Raw genomic sequence first — 25,306 nt, 5'->3', positions numbered from 1 at the left:
CCATGATTCGATTGTGATCGTGCCGCCCGATCCGGCGGCGCCGCCGCTTACGGACGCGCGGGGGCCATTATCGGCCAGCGGCCATGACGCGGCAACACAAGCGGGCCGGATCCGACCCTTGCATGGCGCAAAGCCGGCAACGCCGGTCCGTTCACGGACGTGGCGCGGACGGATACTATGTCGGACATGCGCGGTGCGAAAGCGCGCACCAGGATTGCCACGGCCCACCCTCCTCGACTCTTCCGGAATTCCCATGCCGATCACGCCCGACTCCCACCAACAGGACATACGTCACCAGCTTCACCCTTACACCAACGCGGTCAAGCACCGTACCGTGGGTCCGCGGGTAATCGAGCGCGGCGAAGGCATCTATGTCTACGACGACCAGGGCAACAAGTTCCTGGAAGGCATGGCTGGATTGTGGAGCGTGGCCGTGGGCTTCGGCGAGCCCCGCCTGGTCGAGGCGGCATCGCGCCAAATGGCCAAGCTCCCCTACTATCACACGTTCACCCATAAATCGAATTCACCCTCGATTGCGCTGGCTGAACGCCTGATCGGCTATACGCAGGGCCGGATGTCGAGCGCTTTCTTCACCAACTCCGGTTCCGAAGCCAACGACACGGTGATCAAGTTCGTCTGGTACTACAACAATGCACTGGGGCGCCCGCAAAAAAAGAAGATCATCGCCCGGCATCGCGGCTACCACGGCGTTACGGTGGCATCCGCCAGCCTGACGGGCTTGCCGGGGAATCATCGCGATTTCGATCTGCCGCTGCCGCAGATCAGGCACACCGCCTGTCCGCACCATTACCGCAACGCCAATCCGGGCGAAACAGAGGAAGATTTCGCCACGCGCATGGCGGCCGAACTCGAAACCCTGATTGTCCAGGAAGGTCCGGAAACGGTGGCCGCATTCATCGGGGAGCCGGTGATGGGCGCGGGCGGCGTCATCGTGCCTCCGCGCACGTATTGGGAGAAGATCCAGGCCGTCTGCCGCAAGTACGACGTTCTGGTGATCGCCGACGAGGTCATTACGGGATTCGGGCGGCTGGGCACCTTCTTCGGCTCGCAAACCTATGGCATCGAGCCGGACATCATGGTGCTGTCCAAGCAGATCACCTCTTCCTATATGCCCCTGGCCGCCGTCCTGCTGTCGCCGCGCGTGCACGAGGTCATCGCCGAAAACAGCGGCCGCGTCGGGACGCTGGGTCACGGCTACACCGCCAGCGGACATCCCGTAGCCACGGCGGTGGCGCTGGAGAACCTGAATCTGATCGAAGAGCGCAGGCTGGTGGAAAACGCGGCACGCTCGGGAGAAGTCCTGCAAAGCGAACTGCGCGCCATGGCTGACCATCCGCTGATCGGCGAGGTCCGTGGCGTGGGCCTCATTGCCGGCGTGGAACTGGTCGCCGACAAGGCGACGAAACGCCCCTTCGATCCCTTGGGCAAGGCAGGCGGGTACGCCTACGAACAGGCGCATGCGCATGGCCTTATCATCCGCGGCATCCAGGATACTGTCGCGTTCTGCCCGCCGTTGATCATCACGCCGGAGGAAGTGCGGGACATGGTGTCCCGCTTCAAGCGTACGCTGGAAGATGTGACCCGCCACGTCGTAGGCTGACGGCAGCCGCCTCCGCCCGGAGGCGGCGCCTCAGCGGCGCCGCGATCCCAACAGGGAGCCCAGAACGCCGCGCACCAGTTCGCGCGCAACGGAACGCATCGCCGTTTTGGCCATGGTCTGCACAACGCCATCCCGGCGCCCGCCGCGCGGGCCGGTGGATCCGAACAGCACGTCGCCCAGCCCGTCCATGAAACCGCCCGCCTCCTTGCCCGTGGCGGGCGGCGTTCCGCCTCCAGGCGCATCGGCATCGTCGCCGGCCGGTTTGGCGGCTCGCCCCGCCAGCACTTCATAAGCCGACTCCCGATCGATTTGCTGTTCGTACTTGCCCTGCACGGGCGAAGTCGTGCGGAGCGACTGCCGCTCGGCAGGGGTGGCCGGACCGATCCGGCCGGCCGGCGGCGCAATCCACGCCCGCTGCGTGATATCGGGCCGCCCCTTTGCATCGAGCAGCGAGACCAGCGCTTCGCCGACGCCCAGCTCCGTGATGGCTTGCTCCATATCGAAGGCCGGATTGGGCCGCATCGTCTGCGCCGCCGTCCGCACCGCTTTCTGGTCGCGCGGCGTGAAGGCGCGCAGCGCATGCTGGACCCGGTTGCCCAGCTGTCCCAGGACCGCTTCGGGGATATCCAGCGGGTTCTGGGTAACGAAGTAGACGCCGACGCCCTTGGATCGCACCAAACGCACTACCTGTTCTATCTTTTCCAGCAGAGCCCGCGGCGCATCATTGAACAGCAGGTGCGCCTCGTCGAAGAAAAAGACCAGCCGCGGCTGGTCCGGGTCGCCGACCTCGGGCAGTTTTTCGTACAGATCCGCAAGCAGCCACAGCAGGAAGATGCCGTACAGCCGGGGCGCCTGCATGAGTTTGTCCGCCGCCAGGATGCTGACCACCCCGCGGCCCTGCGCATCGACGCGCATCAGGTCCGCCACGTCGAGCATCGGCTCGCCGAAGAAGGCGTCCGCCCCCTGCGATTCGAGCGCCAGCAGCCCGCGCTGGATCGCGCCCACCGTGGCGGCCGAGACGTTGCCATACCGCGTCTTGAGCGCCGCCGCGCGGTCCGCCACGCTTTGCAGCATGGCGCGCAGGTCCTTGAGATCCAGCAGGAGCAAACCTTCGTCGTCCGCGACCTTGAACACCAGGTTGAGGACGCCTTCCTGCGTGTCGTTCAGTTCCAGCATGCGCGACAGCAGCAGCGGCCCCATATCGGAAACGGTCGCCCGGACAGGATGGCCCTGTTCCCCGAAGACGTCCCACATGATGACCGGCGAGGCGCCCCAGGCCGGTTCGGCCAGTCCCAGCGCGGCCAGGCGTTCGCGCAGCTTGGGCGTAGGGTTGCCCGCCTGGGAAATTCCCGTCAGGTCGCCCTTCACGTCGGCCATGAATACCGGCGTGCCGATTCGCGAGAAATGCTCGGCCAACACCTGCAGCGTGACAGTCTTGCCGGTGCCGGTGGCCCCGGTGATGCATCCATGCCGGTTCGCCATGCCGGGAAGCAGCAGAATGTCCTGACCGTCGTGCCGGGCGATCGGTAGCGGCGGAACAGGGGTGGCATTGTCGGACATGGCGGACTCCGGAGAAGATTGTTGCGGTCTGGTGCGCCGGCCGGCGTAACGCCTTCCGGCGCGGCCATTCTCTATCCGGGCGTCGAGGCTTGCAAGCCGGCGGTGACGCCAGCGGGGAGGACGGCAAGTTAAAATACCTGCCCTTTGCCTCACTCCTATTCGAGAAGCCATGGCCGGACACAGTAAATGGGCCAATATTCAGCACCGCAAGGGTCGCCAGGACGCCAAGCGGGGAAAGCTGTGGACCAAGATCATCCGAGAAATCACCGTCGCCGCGCGGGCGGGCGGCCCTGACCCGGAAAGCAACCCGCGGCTGCGCCTGGCTTGGGACAAGGCCACCGACGCCAATATGCCCAAGGACAACATCCAGCGCGCCATCCAGCGCGGCGCCGGCGGCGCGGACGGCGACAATTACGAGGAAGTCCGCTACGAAGGCTATGGCGTGGGCGGCGCAGCCGTCATCGTGGATTGCATGACGGACAACCGCACCCGCACCGTCGCGGAAGTCCGCCACGCCTTTTCGAAGAACGGCGGCAATCTGGGCCAGGAAGGCTCCGTCGCCTTCATGTTCAAGCACTGCGGCCAATTCATCTTCGCGCCGGGCACGCCGGAAGACAAGGTCATGGAGACCGCCCTGGAAGCGGGCGCGGAAGACGTCACCACCGATTCCGAAGGCGTGATAGAAGTCATCAGCGCGCCGGCGGACTACGCCGCCCTGAAGCAGGCCTTCGAAGCCGCCGGCCTGAAGGCCGAGGTCGAAGGCGTCGTAATGAAAGCGTTGAACGAAACCGAATTGGCAGGCGAAGACGCCGTCAAGATGCAGAAGCTCCTCGACGCCCTGGAAGCGCTGGACGACGTCCAGGAGGTCTACACCACGGCCGTCCTCGATGAAACCGACGCATGATTCCCGCCGGCCCGCCACCGGCGGGCTTGCAACACCGGGGCACAGCCCCAGCGGCCCGCGGTTCTGCCCTCGCGCCTACATTCATCCTATCCATCGACTATGAAACTCCTGGTTATCGGTTCGGGCGGCCGCGAACATGCCCTCGCCTGGCGACTGGCGCAGTCCCCGCGCGTCCATAAGGTTTTCGTGGCGCCCGGCAACGGCGGCACGCAACGCGGCAGTTTGCAAAACGTACCGTTCACCAGCGCCGAAGAGCTGGCCGACTTCGTCCAGCGCGAAGGCGTCGCCTTTACCGTCGTCGGGCCGGAAGCGCCGCTGGCGGCCGGCGTGGTCGACATCTTCCGCGCGCGCGGCCTGAAAATCTTCGGGCCAACCAAGGCGGCGGCCCAGCTGGAAAGCTCCAAGGATTACGCCAAAGCCTTCATGGTGCGGCACAACATACCCACCGCGCGCTACCAGACCTTCAGCGACCCCGCCCAGGCGCACGCCTACATCGATCAGGAAGGCGCCCCCATCGTCATCAAGGCCGACGGGCTGGCGGCCGGGAAAGGCGTGGTGGTTGCCACCACCCTCGATGAGGCGCACGCGGCGGTGGACGCCATGCTGGGCGACGGCTCGCTCGGCGCGGCCGGCGCGCGCGTCGTCATCGAGGAATGCCTGGAAGGCGAAGAGGCCAGCTTCATCGTCATGGTGGACGGCCGCAACGTCCTGGCGCTGGCCACCAGCCAGGACCACAAGCGCTTGCTGGACGGCGACCAGGGTCCGAATACGGGCGGCATGGGCGCCTATTCGCCCGCGCCGGTGGTAACGCCAGAACTGCATCACCGCATCATGCGGGAAGTCATCCTGCCCACGGTGCAGGGCATGGCGCGCGACGGGCTGCCCTACACGGGCTTCCTTTACGCGGGCCTGATGATCGCATCCGGCGACGACCCGGATCGCGCCATCAAGGTGCTGGAATTCAATTGCCGCATGGGGGACCCGGAAACGCAGCCCATCATGATGCGCATCAAGAGTGATTTCGTGGATGTGGTGGAACATGCCATCGCCGGCACGCTGGACCAGGCGGACATCGTCTGGGACCGCCGCACGGCGCTGGGCGTGGTTCTGGCCGCGCACAATTATCCGGGCACGCCGCGCACCGGCGACACCATCACCGGTTTGCCGGAGGACGCCAGCGATTGCATGGTATTCCATGCGGCCACGCGGGCCCATGACGGCAGAATCACGACCGCCGGCGGACGGGTGCTGTGCGTCACGGCGCTGGGCGATTCGGTGCGCATGGCACGGGAGCGGGTCTACGAGACGGTGGACCGCATCGCTTTCGACGGCCGGCAGTACCGTACGGACATCGGCTGGCGGGCGCTGAAACGCGGCCCGGCGAAACCCAAGGCAGCATGATGGCGCCGGCCTCCTCTTCCATGGTCGCCGGCACACCCGATCCGGACCGCGCGCGTGAATACTTCACGGGCCTGCAAGCCCGCATCGTCGCCGCCTTGGAGCAGGTCGATGGCGCGACTTTCCGCACCGATGCCTGGCAGCGCGCGGAGGGCGGCGGGGGCGTTTCGCGGATGATCGAAAACAGCCATGTGTTCGAGCGCGCCGCGGTGTTGTTCAGCCACGTCATGGGCAAAAGCCTGCCGCCCTCGGCCAGCGCGCGCCGCCCGGACCTGGCTGGCCGGCCCTGGCAGGCCATGGGGGTGTCGCTGGTCCTGCATCCGCGCAATCCCTATGTTCCGACCGTCCACATGAACGTGCGGATGTTCGCCGCGCCCGCGCGGCACAGCGCAGAAACGACGGCGTTCTGGTTCGGCGGCGGCATGGACCTGACGCCCTACTATCCGTTCGAGGAGGACGCGCGGCATTTTCACCGCACCTGCCGGGACGCGCTTGCCCCCCATGGCGAGGACTACTACCCGCGTTTCAAGAAATGGTGCGACGAATATTTCTACCTGAAGCACCGGGCCGAAGCGCGCGGCGTGGGCGGCGTCTTTTTCGACGATCTGGACGAGCCCGACTTCGACGCCTGCTTTGCCCTGACCCGCGATGTCGGCGACGCTTTCCTGCCAGCGTACATGCCCATCGTGGAGCTGCGCCGCAAGGAACCCTACGGCGAGCGCGAACGGGCATTTCAGGCATACCGCCGCGGCCGCTACGTCGAATTCAACCTGGTCTACGACCGCGGGACGCTTTTCGGCCTGCAATCCGGCGGCCGCACGGAATCCATTCTGCTGTCGATGCCGCCCGTCGCGCACTGGCGCTACGACTGGCACCCGGAACCGGGCTCGCCGGAAGCGGCGCTGGCCGGCTTCCTTACCGCAAGAGATTGGATTTGAAACGCATCGGCCTGCTCGGCGGCAGCTTCGACCCCATCCACGTGGCGCACCTTGCTCTGGCCCGCACGGCCTTGCACGCACTGGATCTGCAGCGGGTAGAACTGATTCCCGCCGCCTCGCCCTGGCAGCGCGGCCCCTTGCGGGCGACGCCGGCGCAACGGTGCGAAATGATCCGTCTGGCCATCGCCGGCGAGCCGGGTCTCGTGCTGAACACCACCGAAATCGACCGCGGCGGCCCCACTTACACAATCGAGACCATTCGGGCCTTGCCTGCGGACCGGCGCTACGTCTGGCTGCTCGGTACGGACCAGCTTGCCAATTTCTGCTCCTGGCGCGAATGGCAGGGCATCGCGGATCGAGTCGATCTGGCCGTCGCCACCCGGCCTGGCGCGCCATCGACGCCGCCCGCGGAACTGGCGCAGCGGCTGGCTGCTCAGGGGCGGCAGGTGGAAACCCTGCCCTTCGCCGAAATGCCCGTATCGGCCTCGGCGATCCGCGACCGGCTGGCACATGATTTGCCGGTGGACGGCCTGCTTGCCGAGCCGGTATCCCGTTACATACGCGCGCATCGCCTCTACCACGATTGAATCATCCGGGCGCTGCCGGCTTGCACGGGTCCGCGCGGCCGGAACAGCCGATGAAACCGGCCTGCCGCGCCTTGGGCAAGCCGAGCGCATGACGGAGCAGGATTACCAGCCTCACCGAGGCGGCCCGGAGGGTTATAGTTACAACATGGAAATACAGAAACTACAGCGCGCCGTCATCGACGCCCTCGAGGACGTAAAGGCGCAGGACATCAAGATCTTCAATACGACGCACCTGACCAGCCTGTTCGACCGTGTGGTCATCGCCAGCGCGACGTCGAACCGGCAGACGCGCGCGCTGGCATCCAGCGTCTCGGACCGCGCCCGTGCCCTGCGCATCCCGGTTGCCGTCGAAGGCGAGGATACCGGCGAGTGGGTCGTCGTCGACCTGGGCGATGTCGTGGTGCATATCATGCAGCCGGCAATACGCGAGTACTACAACCTGGAAGAGATCTGGGGCGGCAAGCCGGTCCGCGTCAAGCTGTTGCCGCAATCGACACGCCCTGCGCTGTCGGGCGCCACGTACGACGAAGACGACATCTGATTCCGGAGCGGCCCCGGCATGACCAACGTCTCTGAGCGCCCTAGCGTCCGTTCAGCGTGAAACTGCTCGTCGTCGCAGTGGGCACGCGCATGCCAGCCTGGGTGGAAAGCGGCTGGGACGACTACGCCAAGCGTCTTCCGCCGGACTGTGCCCTGGCATTGCGGGAGATCAAGCCTGAACCGCGCACCAGCGGCAAAACGCCTGCGCAGATGATGGCCGCCGAAGCGCGCCGGATCGAGGCGGCGTTGCCCGCGGGCGTCCTGCGCGTTGCCCTGGACGAGCGCGGACGGGACCTGACCACCGCCGCGCTCGCCAGGACGCTGGAACAATGGCGCGGCCTGGGCCGCGACGTCGCCTTCCTTGTGGGCGGGCCGGACGGCCTGGACGAGGCCCTGAAGGGATCCTGCGATGCATCGATACGCCTGTCGTCCCTGACCCTGCCTCACCCCATGGTGCGGATCCTGCTGGCGGAACAGCTGTACCGCGCGTGGGCGATCCTGACCAATCATCCTTATCATCGCGCGTAATGGCCTTCGCTGACTCGCATCCCGTGCCCCGTCTTTATCTGGCGTCGACCAGCCCGCGCCGCCGCGAACTGCTGCATCAGATCGGCATCGCGCACCGCGTCCTGAACGTGCCCGCCCCGCCCGGCGAAGACGAGCCCCGGCACCCGGGCGAAGCCGGCGCCGATTATGTCCGGCGGACGGCCCGCGAGAAAGCGCAACGCGGGGAACTCGCCATTCGCGACCAGGGCTTGCCGCCCCTGCCCTTGCTGGCCGCGGACACCACGGTGATCCTCGATGGCGAAGTGCTCGGCAAGCCGGATGGCCGCGCGCATGCCATCGACATGCTCGGGCGGCTGTCCGGTTCGCGCCACCAGGTGCATACCGCGGTCGTCGTCTGCGCCGACGGCCGCATGTTCGAGGATGTGTCGATCACCGAAGTCCGCATGAGAACCATTACGCGGGCGGAGATCGAGCGCTACTGCGACAGCGGCGAACCCTATGGGAAGGCTGGGGCATACGGCATACAGGGCGTGGCCGCGGCCTTCATCGCCCGCATCGACGGCAGCTACACCGGCGTGATGGGTCTGCCGTTGTATGAAACCGCCGCCCTGCTCCGGCGCGTCGGCATCGACGTACCATAGCGGCTGTCCGGGACGCTGCCATGCGCCCGGGCTGCGGCGTCACGCCTCCGAATCGTTCGGAGCCGCCATTCGTGCCACGGAGTAGACCATCATGCCTTTGTCGATGTACCAGGCTTCCGTTCCCGTATTTGTCCGGGCCTTGAACGTGCTCACCGCTTTGCTCGATAAGGCGGAGTCGCACGCGGCGCAGAACGGCGTGGATCCGTCCACGCTGGTCAATGCCCGCCTGGCCCCGGACATGTATCCCTTGTCGGGGCAGATCCAGCGCGCCAGCGACACTTCGAAGTTCGCGGTCAAACGCCTGACGGGCCTGGATGCGCCGAGCTTCGAGGATACGGAGACCACTTTCCCGGAACTGCGCAAGCGCATCGCCGATACGATCGCCTGGCTGCAGAGCGTGCCCGCCTCGGCCCTGGAAGGCAGCGAAAGCCGCACCGTGCAATTGAGCTTCGGCGATTTCAAGCCGACGTTCCAGGGCGATGCCTATCTGCTGACCTTTGCCTTGCCGAATTTCTACTTCCATATCACCACGGCATACGACATCCTGCGCCACTGCGGGGTGCCTATCGGCAAGCTGGACTTCCTCGGCCCCTATCCTGGCTGATCGGCAACCCGGATCGACCCCTCATTCCGGGTGCGCCTGAGCCGCCCCGGGCGGAAAAATGGGATCGACATCGAGCCACGCCGCTGCTGCCCGGCCAGAAGGCGCCGGCAGCCGGGGGATCGCGCCCAGCAGCGGCGCGCCGTAGTGGCGCGCGAAGCGGTCTTGCAAGGTGGCAAGGTTTTCCCGGGGCAGGCGCATGGCGGCATCGACGGTGTTGGCGATCCATCCGGCAAGCCGCAGGCCGCGCGATGCGATGGCTTCGGCCGTCAGAAGCGCGTGGCTCAAGCAGCCCAGCCGCATGCCGACCACCAATATGACAGGCAGCGCCAGCGCGTGCGCAAGGTCCCCCGTGTCACGGTCCCGGCCCAAGGGCACCCGGAAGCCCCCGACCCCTTCCACGATGGTGATATCGGCTCGCGCCGCGATATCGCGGTGGCAACTGACGATGCGGGCGATGTCCAGCGTCACGCCTTCCCGATCCGCCACCAGGTGCGGCGCTGCGGGTTCGTGCAGGAGGAAAGGCGTGGAGAGATCGCGCGGCACCGGCACGGTGGCGCAACCGGCCAGCAATTCGGCGTCCTCATTGCGCCATATGCCGGCTGCATCGGGCGCCGCGCCGGCGGCGACGGGCTTCATTGCCGCCGTGGACAGCCCCCGTGCGGCGAAGGCGCTGAGCAAGCCGCAACTGGCCAGCGTTTTGCCGATTTCCGTGTCGGTTCCTGCAACGAAATAAGATGCGTGTCTGCGTGTCATGGTGTCTGTCCGCGCCAGGGGCGCCCGCGCGACGGATCGGCAGGGCCCCGGATCGGTTGATTGCATGGATGGGGTCAGGCCTGGTGCATCGGCGGCCGGCGGGAGGCCTCGACCAGGGCGGCGCCAAGCCGGGCGATATCGCCAGCGTCATGCGCCGCGGATAGCGACAAGCGCAGGCGAGCCGTACCCGCCGGCACCGTGGGGGGCCGGACCGCCGGCAGCCAGAAGCCACGTTCCAGAAGGCAGTCGGCAAGCGCCATTGCAGCCTCGTTGGCGCCGACGACAATGGGCAGGATGGGCGTACGCGGCGACGCTTCAGGCGGCCGTCCCCACATCGGCCGTCCCCACATCGTTTGCGCGATGTATCCCTGCATGGCCTCGATGTGATCGCGCAGGCGGGCGCGCCTGGCATCGCCTTCCGGTCCCCGCATCAGCGCGACACTGACCGTGGCCGCATGCGCCAGCGCCGGCGCGGCCGCGGTGGTGAAGATATAGGTTCGTGCCCGCTGGATCAGCCATTCGATCACGGTCGCCTCGGCGACGACGAAGGCCCCCGCCACACCGGCGGCCTTGCCCAGCGTTCCCATGTAGACCAGCAGCGGCGTTTGCAGCCCCAGGGCCGCCACCGTTCCCGCGCCGTTCATTCCCTGCAGCCCGAAGCCGTGGGCATCGTCGACGACGAGCCAGGCCTGGTGCCGCTCGGCCAGCACCGCCAGCTCGCGCAGCGGCGCCACGTCGCCGTCCATGCTGAATACCGCATCGGTCACGATGAGTTTGACGCCGTCGCGGCGATCCGCCTCCAGCATCGCGCCGAGCGCTCCCGCGTCCGCATGCGGATAGATGCGAACATCGGCGCGGGACAGCCGGGCACCATCGATCAGCGATGCGTGATTCAAGGCATCCGAGTACACCGTCGCGCCGCGTCCGGCCAGGGCGGTCAGAATCGCCATATTGGCCATATACCCCGTAGAGAATGACAAGGCGCGCGGGTCGCGGGCAAACGCGCCAACGTAGCTCGCCAGCGCGTCTTCCAGAATGGCATGCGCGCGCGAATGCCCGCCCAATAGATGCGACCCGCCGCTGCCGGCGCCATAGCGGCGCGCGCCCTCCCCGATGGCGTCGATGAGCGCCGCGTGGTTGGCCAGACCCAGATAATCATTGCTGGCGAAGGCGACCAGCGCCTGACCGTCGACACGGACGCGCGGCGCGCAGGGCGTATCGCCGACGCGCCGCCGCCGTATCAAAGACTGCGCTTCGAGTTCCGCGATACGGCGTTCCAGAGTATCGAAGGCGGTGCGCCGGTCGCCCGCCGGCGGCGTGCCGGAGAAGTTGGCCGCGGGTCGGATGGGGAAAGTGGAATCAGGCATGGCGTGGCACCTTGTCGTTGAGCGTGCGGTCCAGCGCCTGTATCGTCGCGAACGCCAGCAAGCCGATGTGTTCTTTGTCCAGGATGTAAGGCGGCATCAGGTAAACCGTGCGGCCGATGGGACGCAGCAAGGCGCCGGCCGCCAGGGCGTGCTCTGCATAGCGGCGCGCAAAGCTGCTTGCGGCATACGCGTCGTCCACCACGGCGTCGAAAGCCAGCACGGCGCCGCACCGCCGGAAATGCGTGACGCCGGGATGCCCGTCGAGGTCGCTCAGTGCGGCCGCCAAGGCATCGAACCGAACGCGATTGGCCGACAGCACATCGAGCTGGTCGAACAGGTCCAGCGTCGCAAGGGCTGCCGCGCACGCTAGCGGATTCCCGGTGTAGGAGTGCGAGTGCAGGAAGCCCCGCGCGATGTCGTCATCGTAGAAGGCCTCATGGATTTCGTCGCTGCACAACACCACGGACAAAGGCAGATAGCCGCCGCTGATTCCCTTGGAAAGGCACAGGAAGTCGGGCCGTATGCCCGCCTGCTCGTGTGCGAAAAAACTGCCGGTACGCCCGAAACCGACGGCGATCTCGTCGGCAATCAGGTGTACGCCGTGCCGGTCGCACAAGGCGCGCAGGCCGCGCAGATACGCTGGATCGTGCATTGCCATCCCGGCCGCGCACTGCACCAGCGGTTCGACGATGATCGCCGCGATGGAGGCGCCGCGCGCCTCGAACAGGGCCGCGACACCGGCCAGTGCGCGCGCCGCCACGTCACCTGCGGTTTCGCCAGGCATGGCCCCCCTGGCGTCCGGCGTTGCGACGCGGTGCGCGTGCCGCAGCAATGGGCCGTACGCGTCGCGGAACAAGGCAACGTCCGTCACGCCCAATGCGCCGAGCGTTTCACCATGGTAGCCGTGCTCGACGCACACGAATTCGCGCTTGCCCGATTGGCCTCGGTTACGCCAGGAGTGAAAACTCATTTTCAGGGCGATCTCTACCGCCGAGGCGCCGTCCGACGCAAAGAATGCATGCCCCAGGGCGCCCTCCGTCAGGCTCGACAGACGCTCGGCCAGCGCCACTGCGGGCTCATGCGTGCATCCAGCCAACATGGCGTGTTCCAGCGTGTCCAGCTGGCGGGTCAGCGCGGCATTGATCGCGGGATGCGAGTGACCGAACAGATTGACCCACCACGAGCTGATGCCATCCAGATAGCGGCGTCCTGCCGTGTCGTAGAGCCATGGGCCGCTGGCGCGCGCAATGGGCAGCAAAGGGAAGCGTTCGTGGTGCTTCATCTGCGTGCAGGGGTGCCAGACCGCGCGCAAGCTGCGACCGACCAGATCCGCCGCGCGGTCAGGATGCGCTATGCCTTGCATACGGCATCTCCCGTGCGCATACCCAGCCGCGCCAGCAGCCCGCGGTCGGCATCCACCTGGGGGTTGCCAGTCGTCAGCAGAACATCGCCGTAGAACATGGAGTTCGCGCCGGCCAGGAAACACAATGCCTGCGTTGCATCGTCCATCTGCTGCCGCCCGGCGGACAGTCGCACCATGGCGCGCGGCATGGCGATACGCGCCACGGCGACGGTCCGCACGAATTCGAACGGATCGAGCTTCTCGGCTGCGTGCATCGGCGTTCCGGCGACCCGCATCAAGCCGTTGATGGGCACCGATTCCGGATAGGGATCCAGGTTGGCGAGCTGGGCGATCAGGCCCGCTCTGGCCCGCCGGTCTTCCCCCATGCCGATGATGCCGCCGCAGCACACTTTGATGCCGGCCTCACGCACGCGTTGCAGGGTATCCAGGCGATCCTGGTAGGTGCGCGTCGTCACGACGTTGCCGTAGAACTCAGGCGAGGTGTCCAGGTTGTGGTTGTAGTAGTCCAGGCCGGCATCGGCGAGTTGCCGCGCATGCTGGTCATCCAGCATGCCGAGGGTGACGCAGGTTTCCAGGCCCAGCGCCTTGACTCCCTCGATCATGCGCGCGACGGCAGCGACCTGCCTGGGCTTGGGGGAACGCCATGCCGCGCCCATGCAGAAGCGCCGGGCGCCGGCCGCCTTGGCGGCGCGCGCGGCCGTCAGCACTTCCTCCAGGTCCATCAGGGGCTGCGCCTTCAGCCCGGTGTCGTGATGCACGGACTGTGAGCAATACCCGCAGTCCTCCGGACAGCCCCCCGTCTTGATCGACAGCAGGCTGGAAAGCTGAATTTCGGTGGGGTCGAAATTAAGGCGATGCACCCGCTGCGCGCGGTGCATCAGTTCCGGGAAAGGCAGCTCGTAGAGCGCTGCGACAGCCTGGCCGGTCCAACGGCCCGGGGATGGAATTCGATGCGAACCGCGCTGCGGTGGCGCAACGGTGCGGGTATGCGGCATGGCGTACTCCAGAAGCGGCGTTGAAAAACGGCCGGATCGTAGGGAGCGGAATGCCGCCACGCAATGGCGATTCTATGGCGTTTTTACCGGCAGGTTGACGCCTACTCCGCGGAGTTCGGCGGAGTTGGCCAGACGCTGCTGACATCTTGCCGCGTAAACGCGGGGCCGAATAGTTGCCACGCAGTCGTTTCCAAATATGTCTGCACTACGGCTTCGGGAATAGCGCGATGAAGTCCAGCAGCTTCTCGCCCAGCAGATTGACATGGCCTCGCATCGCCTGCGCGGCGCCATCCTCGTCGCCCGTGGCGATGGCGCGCAGGACTTGTTCATGCTCCGTCAGCGTTGCGGCGCGGCGGCTGGGCTTTTGCGTAACGAGCTTCCGGTATGCGCCGATGCGATTGCGCAACGCACGCGTCTGTTCGGCCAGGAACTCGTTCTGCGATGCCTCGTAGATCAATTCGTGGAAGTGCCGATTCACCTCATAAAAGTCCTCGACCTGGTCGGTTTTCGCCAATTGGGCCAATTGCGCATGCAGCCCGCCAAGCAGGGCGAGCTGGGATGCCGAGATGCGCCGCGCCGCCATGCGGGCGCAAAGCGCTTCCAATTCGGCCATGACCTGGAACATCTCGATCAGCCGCGACGCCGACAACTCCACGACTTGAGCCGGTTGGCGGCTTCGTATGCGAATCAGTCCGGCGGACGCCAGGTGCCGCAGCGCCTCGCGTACCGGAGTGCGCGATACACGGAAACGTTGCGCCAGCTCCACTTCGTCCAGCCGGGCGCCTGGCGCGAGCTGCCCAGAAAGGATCTCCCTTTCCAGCGCCTTCTGGACTTGCGCCGAACGGCTTGGCGCAGTAGCCGATCGGTCCGATGAGCGGGATGAAGGCGAAGTCGCTTTGGATACTGTTTTCACTCCTGCTGTCCTTGGGCCGAGGCGCGGCTGCCGATGGGCAACGCACTGAACGGCCACGCGAGATGGCACTAGCGAGACATTATAGCCGCTCTTGTATACAAGAAACATCGCCCAGTATGCACGATATTGTGCGTCTCGAACCATGTTTGGCACCTGCTTGGCGCATCGAAACCTAGCGCCTTTTCCCAGCAGCGGTAAACGGACTTGGCATGGATGTTGCGTTTGTCTCCTTCATCGGATACCCCGCCGGCGACGACGGGTTGGCCGATCGCCTCACCCCACGCGTCCAGTTGCATACATGACCCGGGGGTCTGTGTACATACTCAGGTAAGGAACATCGCAATGGATTTGGGGTTGAAAGGGAAGGCGGCGCTGATTACCGGCGCGTCCAAGGGCATCGGTCTGGCGACCGCGCACAGCTTCGCAAATGAAGGCGTGAGCACCCTGCATTTGGCCGCGCGCTCCGAAGCAGGACTTGCGGCAGCGCGCGACGCGCTCGTGCAGTCCCATGACGTCGACGTCCATATTCACCCTATGGACCTCGCGGTGAATGCGAATGCGATGGAACTGGCGCGCCGCTGCGCCGGCGTTGACATTCTGGTCAATAACGCGGCCGACTCGGCGGCCGGACCGCTTGACAAGCTATCCGACCAGGTCTGGCGCGACAGCCTCGACATGAAGATCTTCTCCTACGTCACGCTGTCGCGGGAAATCTATGCCCATATGAAATCCCGCGGCGCCGGCGTCATCGTCAACGACATCGGCAATTCCGGCGAAAACCCGGACGCGGACTACATCGTTGGCACGACGGGCAATGCCGCCATGATGGCCTTCACGCGCGCCCTGGGCGGCCGTAGCCTGGACGATGGCATTCGGGTCGTGGGCGTCAACCCGGGGCCGGTGGCGACCGATCGCATGGTGAAGCTGATGAAGCGGCGAGCGCTGGACTGGTACGGCGATGAAGCCCGCTGGGAAGAACTGTTCGACAAGTATCCAGCAAAGCGCCCCGCATCCGCAGAGGAAGTCGCCGACCTGATCGTCTGGCTTTCATCCGCGCGTGCCGGCTATATCACTGGCACCATCGTCACCATCGATGGCGGCATCGCGTCGCGTCGCTCCATCATCTGACGGGGTACGCCATGCGGGGCTTTGAAGAACGCAATGCCTATTTCGACCGCCTGTGCAATACGCCGGGTTTGATGTGGCTGGGACAGAACACCAATCACTTCGACCCGCATCCGGCCGTCGTCCAGGCAATCATGGACGCGGTCGCGCGCGGCGACTATCACGCCTACGCGCCGCCCGCTGGGTTCGAGGCGCTGCGCCGCCTGATCGTGGAAGACGCCGGCGTGCCGGATGCCTGCGCCTTTGTCACGGACGGGGCGGTGCAGGCGCTGTACAGCGTATGCCGCCACGTATGCCAGACGGGCAGGGATTTCGTCACGACGGACCCCAGCTGGGCGTGGCCCATGCATTTCGCCCGGCAGGCAGGCGCGCGCGTAGTGGAGCTGCCAATCTACAACGCTGAGCAGCAATACAAGCTGACGCCGGCACAGCTGCGGGCGGCCGTCGGACCGGACACCACGGCGATCTACCTGGTTGATCCCAACAATCCGCTCGGCACCTGCCACACCGAGGATGAGATCCGTGAAATCGCCGCGATCGCCAGGTCCGTTGACGCCTTTCTGATTCACGACGCGACGTATTTTCACTTCGCCGACGCCTTCACGCCGGCCTATCGCTTCTATCCCGAAAAAACCATCATGACGTACAGCTTCTCGAAATGGTTGGGACTGGCTGGCATGCGGCTTGGCGCTGTCATCGCCAACCCGGACATCATCGAGCGGCTGGCAACGGCGCCGCCGAACAATCTTGGCAGCAACGTGCTTTCGCAACGGGCCGCCATTGCCGGCTTGCAAACCAAGGCCGACTGGTTCCCCGATGTGCGACGCCGGCAAAGGCGCAACCAGGCATCGGTGGCCGAAGCCGCCGCAAGGGTGCCGGGGTTGCGCCTGCCTGTCCATCCCTCACAGGCCAACCTTGTCATCGTGGAAACCGTGGATGCCGGCGTGAAGCCCGAAGCGCTGGTGGCCGCCTACCAGAAACACGGAATCATGATCCGCCAGGGCACCTACCACACCAAACGATTTGGTGACCGCTTCGTGAAGATCAGCCTGACCGTGCCCGAATCCTGGGCGGACCGGTTCTGCGAGCTGCTTCCCAAGATGGTCGATCAGGCCCGGCGAGAACCGCACGCCAGCGCGCTTTACTAGGACCCTTCACATGCCCACGATCACAACCCGCGATGGCATCCGGCTGCACTATGAAGAAGCAGGATCGGGCACGCCCATCCTGTTCGTCCACGAATTCGGCGGAGATTGGCGCAGTTGGGAACCGCAGATGCGTTACTTCGCCCGCCGCTACCGCTGCATCACTTACAGCGCCCGCGGCTATGCGCCTTCGGACGTGCCGGAGTCGCTGGACCGCTATTCGCAGGACATCGCCGTGGATGACATGGCCGATGTGCTCGATGCACTGCGTATCGAACGCGCACATGTCGTCGGCTTGTCCATGGGCGGCTTCGCGGCCCTGCATTTCGGCCTGCGTAACGCGCCACGTGCGTTGTCGCTCGTCGTTGCGGGGGCCGGCTACGGGGCGGAAAAGCAGTACGAAGAATACTTCCGTACGGTATCCCGCGAGGTAGCGGACAAGTTCGAGTCGCAAGGTGCCGCGGTATTTGCCAGGACCTACTCCCGGGCAGCTTCGCGCATCATCTTCCAGTTGAAAGACCCGCGCGGCTGGCAGGAATTCGCGACGCAACTGGGCGAACATGACGCCAAGGGCTCCGCCCTGACGATGCGGGGCGTGCAGGCGCGCCGTCCGTCCATTTACGACCTGGAACACGAGCTGCGCCAGATGCCGGTGCCAACGCTGATCGTGGTGGGTGACGAAGACGATCACTGTCTGCAACCGGGCATCTTCATGAAGCGGACCATACCTGCGAGCGGACTGGCGGTGCTGCCCAAGGCCGGCCACACGCTGAACCTGGAAGAGCCGGCACTGTTCAATCAGTTCGTATCGGATTTCCTTGCGACGGTTGAACAAGGCAGATGGCAGCCTCGCGACCCCCGCTCGGTTGCCAGCGAAATCATGAAAACCGCCTGACATGCCGCCCATGACGCCACGCCCTTCCGATTTCGTCGACCCCGAACGGCTGATGGCCCGCCTGGACGCACTGGCGCAGATCGGCGCCACCGCGGCAGGCGGGGTCAACCGGCCGGCCTTGTCCGCCGAAGATGCGCGCGCGCAGCGCTTGATGGCGGCGTGGGGGGAAAAGCTCGGTTTGCATGCCACCCGCGACGCGGCGGGCAATTTCTTTTTGCGCTGGCCGGGAGCGGAACCCGCGCTGGCGCCGCTGTTGAGCGGCTCGCATCTGGACAGCCAGCCTACGGGCGGCCGATACGATGGCGCGTACGGCGTCGTGGCGGCCCTTGAAGCGGTGCAAGCCTTGCAGGAAGCCGGCGTCAGGCCGCAGCGCGGAATCGACGTCGTGGCGTGGATGAATGAGGAAGGATCGCGTTTCGCGCCCGGGATGATGGGATCGGCGGTATTCGCGGGCCAGCGGACGCTGGAGGCCGCCCTTGCGGTACGCGATGCCGCCGGCGTGTCGGTGCGCGAAGCGCTGGACGCGCAAGCCGCCCTGCTCGATGCGATCCCCCTCCGGTGCCTGGGCGGCCCTGTGCACGCGTATGTCGAAGCGCATATCGAGCAAGGCCCGGTGCTTGAACGCGAGGGTATACCCATTGGGGTGGTCACCGGGATACAGGGCAAACACACTTTCCGTGTCTGCGTGCAGGGCGAGGCCGCGCACGCCGGCACCTCGGCGCGCGCAGAGCGCAAGGACGCCCTGCTGGCGGCCACGGCGATGGTCCAGGCCCTGGCTTCCGCGCTTCACGACGCGCGCGACATGGTCAAGTTCACCGTCGGGCGTTTCGACGTCACCCCGAGCGCGCCGTCCGTCGTGGCCAGCAAGGTTGTCTTCTCGGTGGACCTCCGTCATCCGGACACCGCGGAACTGCGCCGGCTGTCTGCCATGGTGGAGATCACGTGCAAGGCTCACGCGGGCCCGTGCGACGTGCAGGTGGAACGCTTGTCAGAGGCGGATTCGCTGACCTTCCCCGAGGACATGCGCCGCCGCGTACGCCGCGCCGCCGATACGCTGTCGCTGCCGCACCGCGACCTGATATCGGCGGCGGGCCACGACGCACGCTATCTGCACACCGTGTGTCCCTCGGCAATGATCTTCGTCCCCTGCCGGGGCGGCGTCACACATAACGAAGAGGAATACGCCCAGCCCGGCGATTTGCATGCCGGCACGCGGGTGCTGGCCGAAGTCCTGGCCGGACTGGCGACCGGGGCGGCGCCGTGAGCGCGGCCGCCCAATCGCCCATACGGCAGCTTGTTCCCTTGTCCAGAGGAGTATTGCCCATGCACGCGCAGACCGCCCCCTTGGCGTACGCGTCTCCCGGCGACCGCGCGTCGGCCACCCAGCCCTTGCTGACGCTGGCGAACATTTCAAAGACGTTCGGATCGGTGCGAGCGCTGAGTGAACTGCAGGTCAACATCGCGCCAGGCGAATTCGTCACGGTGGTAGGTCCCAGCGGCTGCGGCAAAAGCACGCTGTTCAATATCGTCGCTGGCCTGGAAGAGCCGGATGCCGGCGGACGCATCCAGTTCCTCGGCAAGCCCTGCCCCGCGCGCGACCTGCTCGGAAAAGTGTCCTTCATGCCGCAACGGGACTTGCTCCTGCCCTGGCGCACCGTCATCGACAACGCAATCCTGGCGGTCGAGCTCGAGGGCGTACGCCGCGCGGACGCGCGTCGCGCCGCGATGGAGATGTTGCCGGAGTTCGGTCTGGCCGGCTTCGAGAAGCAGTATCCGCAGCAGCTGTCCGGCGGCATGCGGCAGCGGGTGGCGCTGATGCGCACGTTCATGTTCAAGCGCGACCTGATGCTGCTCGACGAGCCGTTCGGCGCACTGGACGCGCTGACGCGAACGATGATGCAGCGCTGGCTGCTGGACGTGTGGCAAAAACACCGGCGCACCATCCTGTTCATTACGCACGATGTAGACGAGGCGCTGTTCCTGGGCGATCGGGTCCTCGTCATGACCTCGCGGCCCGGCCGCGTCAAGCTGGAGCAAAAGGTCGCCTTGCCAAGACCGCGCCTGCCGGACATCGTCACATCGCCGGAGTTCATCGCCATGAAGCGGACGCTGCTGTCCGCTATCGAGGAAGAAAGCATGAAGTCGTTCACGACGCCGGACCTGCAGGAGAAGCGGCCATGATCGCAATCCACGGCGCAACACGCCATGACGCAACGGATGACGTGCGGCGCCCGCACGGTATTTCGGACGTGGAATGGGATGCCAGAGTGTCTCTTGCCGCGTGCTACAGATTGGTTGCGGCCTTGAAGCTCGACGATCTGATCTACAACCACATCAGCCTGCGCCTGCCGGGCGCCGCGGACCGGTTCCTGATCAACCCCTACGGGCTCCAGTTCGAAGAGATCACCGCTTCCAGCCTGGTGCTGATCGATATCGAAGGGCGAAAACTGAGCGATACGCCGCACGAGGTGAATGTGGCCGCGTTCGTGATCCACGGCGCCATCCACCAGGCTCGGCACGATGCTGCATGCGTACTGCATACCCACTCCGACGCCAGCGTGGCCGTTTCCGCGCAACGCGATGGCCTGCTGCCCTTGTCTCAGTTCGCCATGCGGTTCTACCGGCGCCAGGGGTTCCACGACTATGAGGGCGTGGCTATCGATATGGACGAGCGGCAACGGCTCGTGGCTGACCTCGGTGCAAATCCCGTCATGCTGATGCGCAATCACGGACTCTTGACGGTAGGCCGCACGCCAGGTGAAGCGTTCATGCTGCTGTACTACTTCGAACGAGCGGCGCGCATTCAGCTTGCCATGCAGGCCGCCGTCGCGGGAGGCGCAGGACCAATGATGCTTCCCGAACCGGAAACATGCGAGAAAGCGGCCCGGCAGTTCTGGGAGAACCAGGGCGACATCCTCATCCCCGGCGAGCGCGAATGGCCGGCGCTGCTGAGACAGCTCGACCGCGCTGACACCTCCTACAAGCGATAAGCCACCCAGACCCATCCCGCCACGGGATACGGATCGCCACCCTAGAGGAACCATCATGCTGCACACACGGCCCCTGCACCCCGGTTTCGGTATCGAAGTCGTGGGCCTGGATTTATCCGACCCTGCCAGCGACGCTGCGGTGGATCAGCTCGTCAAGGAACTGGACCGCCACTCGCTTATTCTGGTCCGCGGCCAGACCCTGAGCAATGCGCGTCACGTCGGCATCAGCCGCCGGTTCGGCGACCTGATGACACATGTCCTCAAGCAATTCCTGACTACCGGTTTGCCGGAAATCTACGTGTTGTCCAACGTGACGGAGGACGGCAAACCCATCGGCAATCACAAGGAAGGATGGAACTGGCATTCCGACCTTTCCTATGTCGCTGAACCGAGCATGGGATCGCTGCTGTACGCCGTGGAGGTGCCTCCTGTCGGCGCCGACACGCTTTTCGCCAGCATGCATCTGGCCTACGAGGCCCTGCCACCCGAAGTGCAGGCCAGCATCCGTCATTTGAGCGCCACGCATTCGTATGCTGGCTACTACGGCAAAGCCTTCGCGGACCGCGAACCCTTGAGCGACGAACAGAAGGCGCGCACGCCTGATGTGGTTCATCCGCTCGTACGCACGCATCCCGTGACGGGACGTCTGTCCCTGTATGTCGGTCAGGACATCATCAAGTCGGTCAATGGGCTGCCACCGGAAGAAGGCAATGCGCTTCTGGACAAGCTGAACCGGCATGCCATATCCGAAGAGTTCGTGTATCGGCACAAGTGGCGCCAGGGAGACCTGATCATTTGGGACAACCGCTGCACCATGCATTGCGCCACGCCGTACGAGGACACCAAATACCGGCGCATCATGCACCGAACCACCGTCGCGGGCACGCGGCCATTCTGAAGACAAGGGGATTCCACGATGAACATCAGGAAAATGCTCGTCACGCTGGCATGGGGAGCAGCGCTTGCCGTCGTCGCGCTTGCGCCCGCTGCGCGGGCAGCGGATGAACCAGTCAAGGCATCGCTGCGCTTGAAGTGGTTGCCGCAAGCCCAATTCGCCGGCTTCTACTATGCCCTGGCGAAAGGCTACTACAAGCAGGAGGGCATCGACCTGACCATCAATCCCGGCGGTCCCAACCTGCTTACGGAAAACCTGGTGGCCAGCGGCGCGGACACCTTCGGGCTTTCGGGGGGGACGGACAGCGTCATGGCGGCAATCGACAAGGGCATGCCCATCGTTTCCATCGGAGTAGCGCACCAGATTACGCCGTTCGTTTTCGTGGCTCGCCGGGATAGCAAAATCAAGACGCTGAAAGACTTCGAAGGAAAGAAGGTTACAGCGTGGTTCACCGGCGCGAACTATGTACTTTTCGGCATGCTGGCGAACCAGGGGATCGATCGGGCCAAAGTCGATATCCAACCTCAGCAGGTTAGCGTGACGCCCTTTGTCAACGGCGACGTCGATGTCGTCACCGCTACCTGGTACAACGAGCTCTATACGATCCGGCAACGCGTCGGCGAGGACAATCTGCGGCTATTCAAGGCCGAAGACTACGGCATCACCTTCCCGCGCGACACGCTGATCGTATCCACTCGGACGGCGCAGGAGAAACCGGAACTCGTCACTGCTTTCCTGAAGGCATCGATACGTGGCTGGCGCGATGCAATGCTGCATCCGAAGGAAGCGGTGGACATTGTGATGAAAGCCTCGCCCACACTGGACCGCGCTCACCAGGAATTCATGCTGACCGAAGCATATCGTCTGATGACGGCGGGGAATGCGAAAACGGAAGGCCTGTTCTGGATCGATCCGGCCGCGATGAAGGCCGCGGAGCAGTTCCTGCTCGCCAACAAGGTCATTGCCAAACCCATGGACGTCGAGAAGGCGTTCGACGCCCGCTTCCTCCAGGCGATTCCCGTCGCGGAGCGACTGCCATGAACGCTGGCGCGCCAGGCTTCGCGGCAAGCGCCCACGCCCTCCTGCGAACGCTCGCGGCCATCCTGCTGATTGCCGTCATCTGGGAGACGGGGGTCGCTGTTGCCGGCATCCGCCCCTACTACCTGCCTCGGCTCTCCGTCATTCTGCAAGCGATCGCGGCGGTGCCCGGCGCCTACGCGTCCGGCTTTGTCCGGACACTATCCGAAACGCTCCTGGGATACACAGCCGGCGCAGCGGTAGGGGTGCTCAATGGCGTTCTATTCCACCGCTGGCGCGCGCTGCGCGAACTGATATTTCCGCTGTTCATCGTTTCACAGACGATACCCGTGATTGCGTTCGGGGCGGTGGTAGTGCTCTGGTTCGGCAACACGATTCTCGCGAAGGCCGTAATTGCGTTCTACCTGACCTTTTTCCCAGTGACGGTGAACACCCTGAATGGACTGGAAGCGATAGACCGAAAGCAGTTGGATTTGCTGCGCAGCTTCGGGGCCAGTCCCATGCAGCTTTTGCTCAGGCTGCAGCTTCCGGCGGCGCTTCCGCAGATTTTCGTTGCGCTGCGGCTGGCATGCACGCTGAGCCTGCTGGGCGCGATCGCTGGCGAATGGTTTGGCGACACGGTCGGGCTCGGGGTCCTTCTGCTGCAGGCAATGTACAACGAACAGTTCATCGCACTGTGGGCCGCCATTCTCATGGCGGGCTTGCTCGGGACGTCGTTCTACGCGCTTGTTGCATGGGCCGAGCGCAAGGCCGTGTTCTGGAGGAGCGAACTGTGAAGTACCGGTTGCCGCATCTTTCGCGCAGCGCGAAACGCGCCACGTTTGGCATGATCGGGGTCGCCGTGCTCTGGGAAGCCTGCACCCGCGCTTTCGATCTGCCGCCCTACGTACTGCCGAGCGTGACCCAGATCCTTGCGGCGATTGCCACGCAGCACGAGGCGCTGTTGAAGGCCGCTCGCCTGACCATCATGGAAGCGGTATGCGGCTTCCTCCTTGGTGCGTGCGCGGGTATCGTGTTCGCCGTCGTCCTGACCATGCTGCCCCGCGCCCGGCAGGTGCTGCTGCCGCTGGCAACCGCGTTGAACTCCGTGCCGGTCGTCGCCTATGCGCCGCTCATTCTTCTATGGTTCGGCGTGGGGCCGGAATCGAAAATCGTAATGGTGGCCCTGGCGGTGGGCTTCACGGTGTTCCTGCACGCGCTGGCCGGTTTGGACCGCGTGGACCCCCGCGTCGTCGACCTGATGCGCAGCTTCGGCGCCGACCGTGCGGCCATCCTGTGGCGGTTGCGGCTGCCGGCCGCCATCCCGTTGACCGCCGCCGGCATGCGAGTATCTACGGTGCGTGCAATGATCGTCGCTATCGTGACCGAAATGCTGGGCGCCACGGGCGGCCTTGGCTGGACGATTTTCCAGGCCGTCCTGCAGATCGACTTTGTACAGGTATGGTCGGCCATATTTGTGGCGTCGGGAGCCAGCCTGCTGTTGTTCGGCATCGTAAACCTGCTCGAGAGGCGCTATGTCTTCTGGAAATAGCGGCCTGCGGATGGCGGCCTTGCCAGTGGGTCGCGCGCGTTCGCCGGCCACCGCGGCACAGGCTCGCGCCCGATATTTCAACTCGGCAAACGCGTTCAATATCGCCCTGCCAGAGGTGACGGCCCGTGTTTTCACAGAGCCGCCCCGCATGGCGGCGGTGCCCTATGCGGCCTCCGGTTTCTACGCCTGCGATCAGTCCGATCAACTGGGCTGCGCTTATCCCGCCACGACGCCGTTCATGCTGGCGCGTTATGCCCGAATCCAGGCAGGCGAGTCCATCGTGGCGCCATTTGCCGAGCGCGCTTCGTCGTCCATCTGGTACGTCATGGCTGGCCGCGGAACCGTGTCGACGGGAGCAGGCGTTGACACGGGTAGCGACGAACGGCTGGCATTCGGCTCCGGCGACGTGTTTCTCTTGCCATGCCGCAGAACCGAGCTCACGGCGGATGCGGACCACGACGTCCTTCTCTGGGTCGTGACTGACGAGCCGCTACTTGCCGCGCTTGAGCTTGCGCCCAGGGCAGGAATCGGTCAGGCGGTTCATTTCACACGCGCAGACATTGCCGCGCACATGGATAGCGTGCAGGCGGCGACACCTGATGCGGATACTTCCGGGCGGGCCGTGGTCTTCTCCTGCGAGGCGCTGGAGGAAAAGCGCAACATCATGCCGGCATTGACGCTATCCCTCAACACGCTGGCGCCAGGCGGCTCACAAGCCGCGCATCGCCACAACTCCGCGGCATTGACCTTGGTTCTGTCCGGAACTTCCTGCCACTCGATGTTGGGGGGTGTGCGCTGCGCGTGGGAGGAAGGCGCTACCCTCGTCACGCCAGCCGGCGTGGCGCACTCGCACCATAACGAGGGTGATGCGCGAGCCGACTTCCTCATCGTGCAGGACGGCGGCTTGTACTACGAAGGCCGGACCATGGGCTTCGCGTGGACGTCTGATCCGGCGTAAGGCTGGAAGCGGATCCGGCGAATGAAGGCAATCGGCCG

The 25,306-nt window shown here is 65.3% G+C and carries 26 protein-coding genes; 20 read left to right on the top strand and 6 right to left on the bottom strand.

The window, feature by feature from the left end; translation table 11 throughout:
• Positions 1–253: 253 nt before the first annotated feature.
• Positions 254–1,621 carry an aspartate aminotransferase family protein gene (locus tag CAL13_RS07960; protein WP_086072025.1) on the top strand — a complete coding sequence of 456 codons (1,368 nt, stop codon included), beginning with the start codon at positions 254–256 and terminating at the stop codon, positions 1,619–1,621.
• A gap of 30 nt (positions 1,622–1,651) precedes the next feature.
• Here the strand turns inward: CAL13_RS07960 and CAL13_RS07955 are convergent, their stop codons facing one another.
• Positions 1,652–3,181 carry a helicase HerA-like domain-containing protein gene (locus CAL13_RS07955; RefSeq protein ID WP_086056927.1) on the bottom strand — a complete coding sequence of 510 codons (1,530 nt, stop codon included), beginning with the start codon at positions 3,179–3,181 and terminating at the stop codon, positions 1,652–1,654.
• A gap of 169 nt (positions 3,182–3,350) precedes the next feature.
• Here CAL13_RS07955 and CAL13_RS07950 point away from each other — a divergent pair, with 169 nt between their 5' ends.
• The 8 genes from CAL13_RS07950 (at position 3,351) to CAL13_RS07915 (ending at position 9,300) form a co-directional block, all read left to right on the top strand.
• On the top strand, positions 3,351–4,085 hold the full coding sequence (locus CAL13_RS07950) for a YebC/PmpR family DNA-binding transcriptional regulator (RefSeq protein ID WP_086056926.1): 735 nt from the start codon (positions 3,351–3,353) through the stop codon (positions 4,083–4,085).
• 99 nt (positions 4,086–4,184) lie between these two features.
• Positions 4,185–5,486: a phosphoribosylamine--glycine ligase gene (gene purD / locus CAL13_RS07945; protein ID WP_086072024.1), complete on the top strand. Its 1,302-nt coding sequence runs from the start codon at positions 4,185–4,187 to the stop codon at positions 5,484–5,486.
• Between the two features lie 20 nt (positions 5,487–5,506).
• Positions 5,507–6,421 carry an oxygen-dependent coproporphyrinogen oxidase gene (gene hemF / locus CAL13_RS07940; RefSeq protein WP_086073561.1) on the top strand — a complete coding sequence of 305 codons (915 nt, stop codon included), beginning with the start codon at positions 5,507–5,509 and terminating at the stop codon, positions 6,419–6,421.
• Positions 6,418–7,008, top strand: coding sequence for a nicotinate (nicotinamide) nucleotide adenylyltransferase (gene nadD, locus CAL13_RS07935; protein WP_086056923.1), 591 nt, complete (start codon positions 6,418–6,420; stop codon positions 7,006–7,008). Before hemF ends, nadD begins: the two co-directional genes overlap by 4 nt.
• A 145-nt stretch (positions 7,009–7,153) precedes the next feature.
• Positions 7,154–7,549 (top strand): ribosome silencing factor, encoded by a 396-nt coding sequence (gene rsfS / locus CAL13_RS07930; RefSeq protein WP_086059329.1) that lies wholly within the window; start codon positions 7,154–7,156, stop codon positions 7,547–7,549.
• Between the two features lie 56 nt (positions 7,550–7,605).
• The gene (rlmH, locus tag CAL13_RS07925; protein ID WP_086072023.1) at positions 7,606–8,076 is read left to right on the top strand and encodes a 23S rRNA (pseudouridine(1915)-N(3))-methyltransferase RlmH; all 471 of its coding nucleotides are present in this window, start codon (positions 7,606–7,608) and stop codon (positions 8,074–8,076) included.
• The gene (locus CAL13_RS07920) at positions 8,076–8,696 is read left to right on the top strand and encodes a Maf family protein (RefSeq protein ID WP_086072022.1); all 621 of its coding nucleotides are present in this window, start codon (positions 8,076–8,078) and stop codon (positions 8,694–8,696) included. The genes rlmH and CAL13_RS07920 overlap by 1 nt, the downstream gene beginning before the upstream one ends.
• A 91-nt stretch (positions 8,697–8,787) precedes the next feature.
• A complete protein-coding gene (locus CAL13_RS07915; protein WP_086072021.1) occupies positions 8,788–9,300 on the top strand; it encodes a DUF1993 domain-containing protein in 513 nt (170 codons plus the stop codon).
• A gap of 21 nt (positions 9,301–9,321) precedes the next feature.
• Here the strand turns inward: CAL13_RS07915 and bioD are convergent, their stop codons facing one another.
• The 5 genes from bioD to CAL13_RS07890 form a co-directional block, all read right to left on the bottom strand.
• Entirely contained in the window at positions 9,322–10,053 is a 732-nt protein-coding gene (bioD, locus tag CAL13_RS07910; protein WP_086072020.1) for a dethiobiotin synthase, read from the bottom strand.
• 74 nt (positions 10,054–10,127) lie between these two features.
• Entirely contained in the window at positions 10,128–11,420 is a 1,293-nt protein-coding gene (locus CAL13_RS07905) for an aminotransferase class I/II-fold pyridoxal phosphate-dependent enzyme (RefSeq protein ID WP_086072019.1), read from the bottom strand.
• Positions 11,413–12,783, bottom strand: coding sequence for an adenosylmethionine--8-amino-7-oxononanoate transaminase (gene bioA, locus CAL13_RS07900; protein WP_086072018.1), 1,371 nt, complete (start codon positions 12,781–12,783; stop codon positions 11,413–11,415). Before bioA ends, CAL13_RS07905 begins: the two co-directional genes overlap by 8 nt.
• A complete protein-coding gene (gene bioB, locus CAL13_RS07895) occupies positions 12,771–13,778 on the bottom strand; it encodes a biotin synthase BioB (RefSeq protein WP_086072017.1) in 1,008 nt (335 codons plus the stop codon). The genes bioA and bioB overlap by 13 nt, the downstream gene beginning before the upstream one ends.
• Positions 13,779–13,983: 205 nt before the next feature.
• A complete protein-coding gene (locus CAL13_RS07890) occupies positions 13,984–14,691 on the bottom strand; it encodes a GntR family transcriptional regulator (protein WP_232467790.1) in 708 nt (235 codons plus the stop codon).
• Between the two features lie 342 nt (positions 14,692–15,033).
• Here CAL13_RS07890 and CAL13_RS07885 point away from each other — a divergent pair, with 342 nt between their 5' ends.
• Genes CAL13_RS07885 through CAL13_RS07835 form a run of 11 tightly spaced genes read left to right on the top strand, consistent with a single transcriptional unit; the run spans position 15,034 to position 25,268 of the window.
• A complete protein-coding gene (locus CAL13_RS07885) occupies positions 15,034–15,819 on the top strand; it encodes an SDR family oxidoreductase (protein WP_086072015.1) in 786 nt (261 codons plus the stop codon).
• 11 nt (positions 15,820–15,830) lie between these two features.
• Positions 15,831–16,964 carry a pyridoxal phosphate-dependent aminotransferase gene (locus CAL13_RS07880; RefSeq protein WP_086072014.1) on the top strand — a complete coding sequence of 378 codons (1,134 nt, stop codon included), beginning with the start codon at positions 15,831–15,833 and terminating at the stop codon, positions 16,962–16,964.
• Positions 16,965–16,974: 10 nt separating this feature from the next.
• A complete protein-coding gene (locus tag CAL13_RS07875; RefSeq protein WP_086072013.1) occupies positions 16,975–17,856 on the top strand; it encodes an alpha/beta fold hydrolase in 882 nt (293 codons plus the stop codon).
• 10 nt (positions 17,857–17,866) lie between these two features.
• Entirely contained in the window at positions 17,867–19,120 is a 1,254-nt protein-coding gene (locus tag CAL13_RS07870; protein ID WP_086073560.1) for a M20 family metallo-hydrolase, read from the top strand.
• Positions 19,121–19,179: 59 nt separating this feature from the next.
• Positions 19,180–20,037 (top strand): ABC transporter ATP-binding protein, encoded by an 858-nt coding sequence (locus CAL13_RS07865; protein WP_086056911.1) that lies wholly within the window; start codon positions 19,180–19,182, stop codon positions 20,035–20,037.
• Positions 20,034–20,846 (top strand): class II aldolase/adducin family protein, encoded by an 813-nt coding sequence (locus CAL13_RS07860; protein ID WP_086072012.1) that lies wholly within the window; start codon positions 20,034–20,036, stop codon positions 20,844–20,846. Before CAL13_RS07865 ends, CAL13_RS07860 begins: the two co-directional genes overlap by 4 nt.
• A gap of 55 nt (positions 20,847–20,901) precedes the next feature.
• Positions 20,902–21,744 (top strand): TauD/TfdA dioxygenase family protein, encoded by an 843-nt coding sequence (locus CAL13_RS07855; RefSeq protein WP_086056909.1) that lies wholly within the window; start codon positions 20,902–20,904, stop codon positions 21,742–21,744.
• Positions 21,745–21,762: 18 nt separating this feature from the next.
• The gene (locus CAL13_RS07850) at positions 21,763–22,782 is read left to right on the top strand and encodes an ABC transporter substrate-binding protein (protein ID WP_086072011.1); all 1,020 of its coding nucleotides are present in this window, start codon (positions 21,763–21,765) and stop codon (positions 22,780–22,782) included.
• Positions 22,779–23,555: an ABC transporter permease gene (locus tag CAL13_RS07845; protein WP_086056907.1), complete on the top strand. Its 777-nt coding sequence runs from the start codon at positions 22,779–22,781 to the stop codon at positions 23,553–23,555. Before CAL13_RS07850 ends, CAL13_RS07845 begins: the two co-directional genes overlap by 4 nt.
• Complete coding sequence (locus CAL13_RS07840) at positions 23,552–24,310, top strand: ABC transporter permease (protein WP_198297929.1); 759 nt, start codon at positions 23,552–23,554, stop codon at positions 24,308–24,310. The genes CAL13_RS07845 and CAL13_RS07840 overlap by 4 nt, the downstream gene beginning before the upstream one ends.
• A 10-nt stretch (positions 24,311–24,320) precedes the next feature.
• On the top strand, positions 24,321–25,268 hold the full coding sequence (locus tag CAL13_RS07835; protein WP_157664822.1) for a cupin domain-containing protein: 948 nt from the start codon (positions 24,321–24,323) through the stop codon (positions 25,266–25,268).
• The last annotated feature ends 38 nt before the right edge of the window (positions 25,269–25,306 follow it).

It is taken from the genome of Bordetella genomosp. 9 (assembly GCF_002119725.1).
Lineage (GTDB): Bacteria > Pseudomonadota > Gammaproteobacteria > Burkholderiales > Burkholderiaceae_B > Bordetella_C.
Note: the sequence above shows the minus strand (reverse complement) of the source record. Positions and strands in the feature narration are given on the sequence as shown.

Coding starts and splice junctions, on each gene's coding strand:
- CAL13_RS07960 (WP_086072025.1), top strand. CDS start 254: ATGCCGATCACGCCCGACTCCCACCAACAGGACATACGTCACCAGCTT.
- CAL13_RS07955 (WP_086056927.1), bottom strand. CDS start 3,181: ATGTCCGACAATGCCACCCCTGTTCCGCCGCTACCGATCGCCCGGCAC.
- CAL13_RS07950 (WP_086056926.1), top strand. CDS start 3,351: ATGGCCGGACACAGTAAATGGGCCAATATTCAGCACCGCAAGGGTCGC.
- purD (WP_086072024.1), top strand. CDS start 4,185: ATGAAACTCCTGGTTATCGGTTCGGGCGGCCGCGAACATGCCCTCGCC.
- hemF (WP_086073561.1), top strand. CDS start 5,507: ATGGTCGCCGGCACACCCGATCCGGACCGCGCGCGTGAATACTTCACG.
- rsfS (WP_086059329.1), top strand. CDS start 7,154: ATGGAAATACAGAAACTACAGCGCGCCGTCATCGACGCCCTCGAGGAC.
- CAL13_RS07920 (WP_086072022.1), top strand. CDS start 8,076: ATGGCCTTCGCTGACTCGCATCCCGTGCCCCGTCTTTATCTGGCGTCG.
- CAL13_RS07915 (WP_086072021.1), top strand. CDS start 8,788: ATGCCTTTGTCGATGTACCAGGCTTCCGTTCCCGTATTTGTCCGGGCC.
- bioD (WP_086072020.1), bottom strand. CDS start 10,053: ATGACACGCAGACACGCATCTTATTTCGTTGCAGGAACCGACACGGAA.
- CAL13_RS07905 (WP_086072019.1), bottom strand. CDS start 11,420: ATGCCTGATTCCACTTTCCCCATCCGACCCGCGGCCAACTTCTCCGGC.
- bioA (WP_086072018.1), bottom strand. CDS start 12,783: ATGCAAGGCATAGCGCATCCTGACCGCGCGGCGGATCTGGTCGGTCGC.
- bioB (WP_086072017.1), bottom strand. CDS start 13,778: ATGCCGCATACCCGCACCGTTGCGCCACCGCAGCGCGGTTCGCATCGA.
- CAL13_RS07885 (WP_086072015.1), top strand. CDS start 15,034: ATGGATTTGGGGTTGAAAGGGAAGGCGGCGCTGATTACCGGCGCGTCC.
- CAL13_RS07880 (WP_086072014.1), top strand. CDS start 15,831: ATGCGGGGCTTTGAAGAACGCAATGCCTATTTCGACCGCCTGTGCAAT.
- CAL13_RS07875 (WP_086072013.1), top strand. CDS start 16,975: ATGCCCACGATCACAACCCGCGATGGCATCCGGCTGCACTATGAAGAA.
- CAL13_RS07870 (WP_086073560.1), top strand. CDS start 17,867: ATGACGCCACGCCCTTCCGATTTCGTCGACCCCGAACGGCTGATGGCC.
- CAL13_RS07865 (WP_086056911.1), top strand. CDS start 19,180: ATGCACGCGCAGACCGCCCCCTTGGCGTACGCGTCTCCCGGCGACCGC.
- CAL13_RS07860 (WP_086072012.1), top strand. CDS start 20,034: ATGATCGCAATCCACGGCGCAACACGCCATGACGCAACGGATGACGTG.
- CAL13_RS07855 (WP_086056909.1), top strand. CDS start 20,902: ATGCTGCACACACGGCCCCTGCACCCCGGTTTCGGTATCGAAGTCGTG.
- CAL13_RS07850 (WP_086072011.1), top strand. CDS start 21,763: ATGAACATCAGGAAAATGCTCGTCACGCTGGCATGGGGAGCAGCGCTT.
- CAL13_RS07845 (WP_086056907.1), top strand. CDS start 22,779: ATGAACGCTGGCGCGCCAGGCTTCGCGGCAAGCGCCCACGCCCTCCTG.
- CAL13_RS07835 (WP_157664822.1), top strand. CDS start 24,321: ATGGCGGCCTTGCCAGTGGGTCGCGCGCGTTCGCCGGCCACCGCGGCA.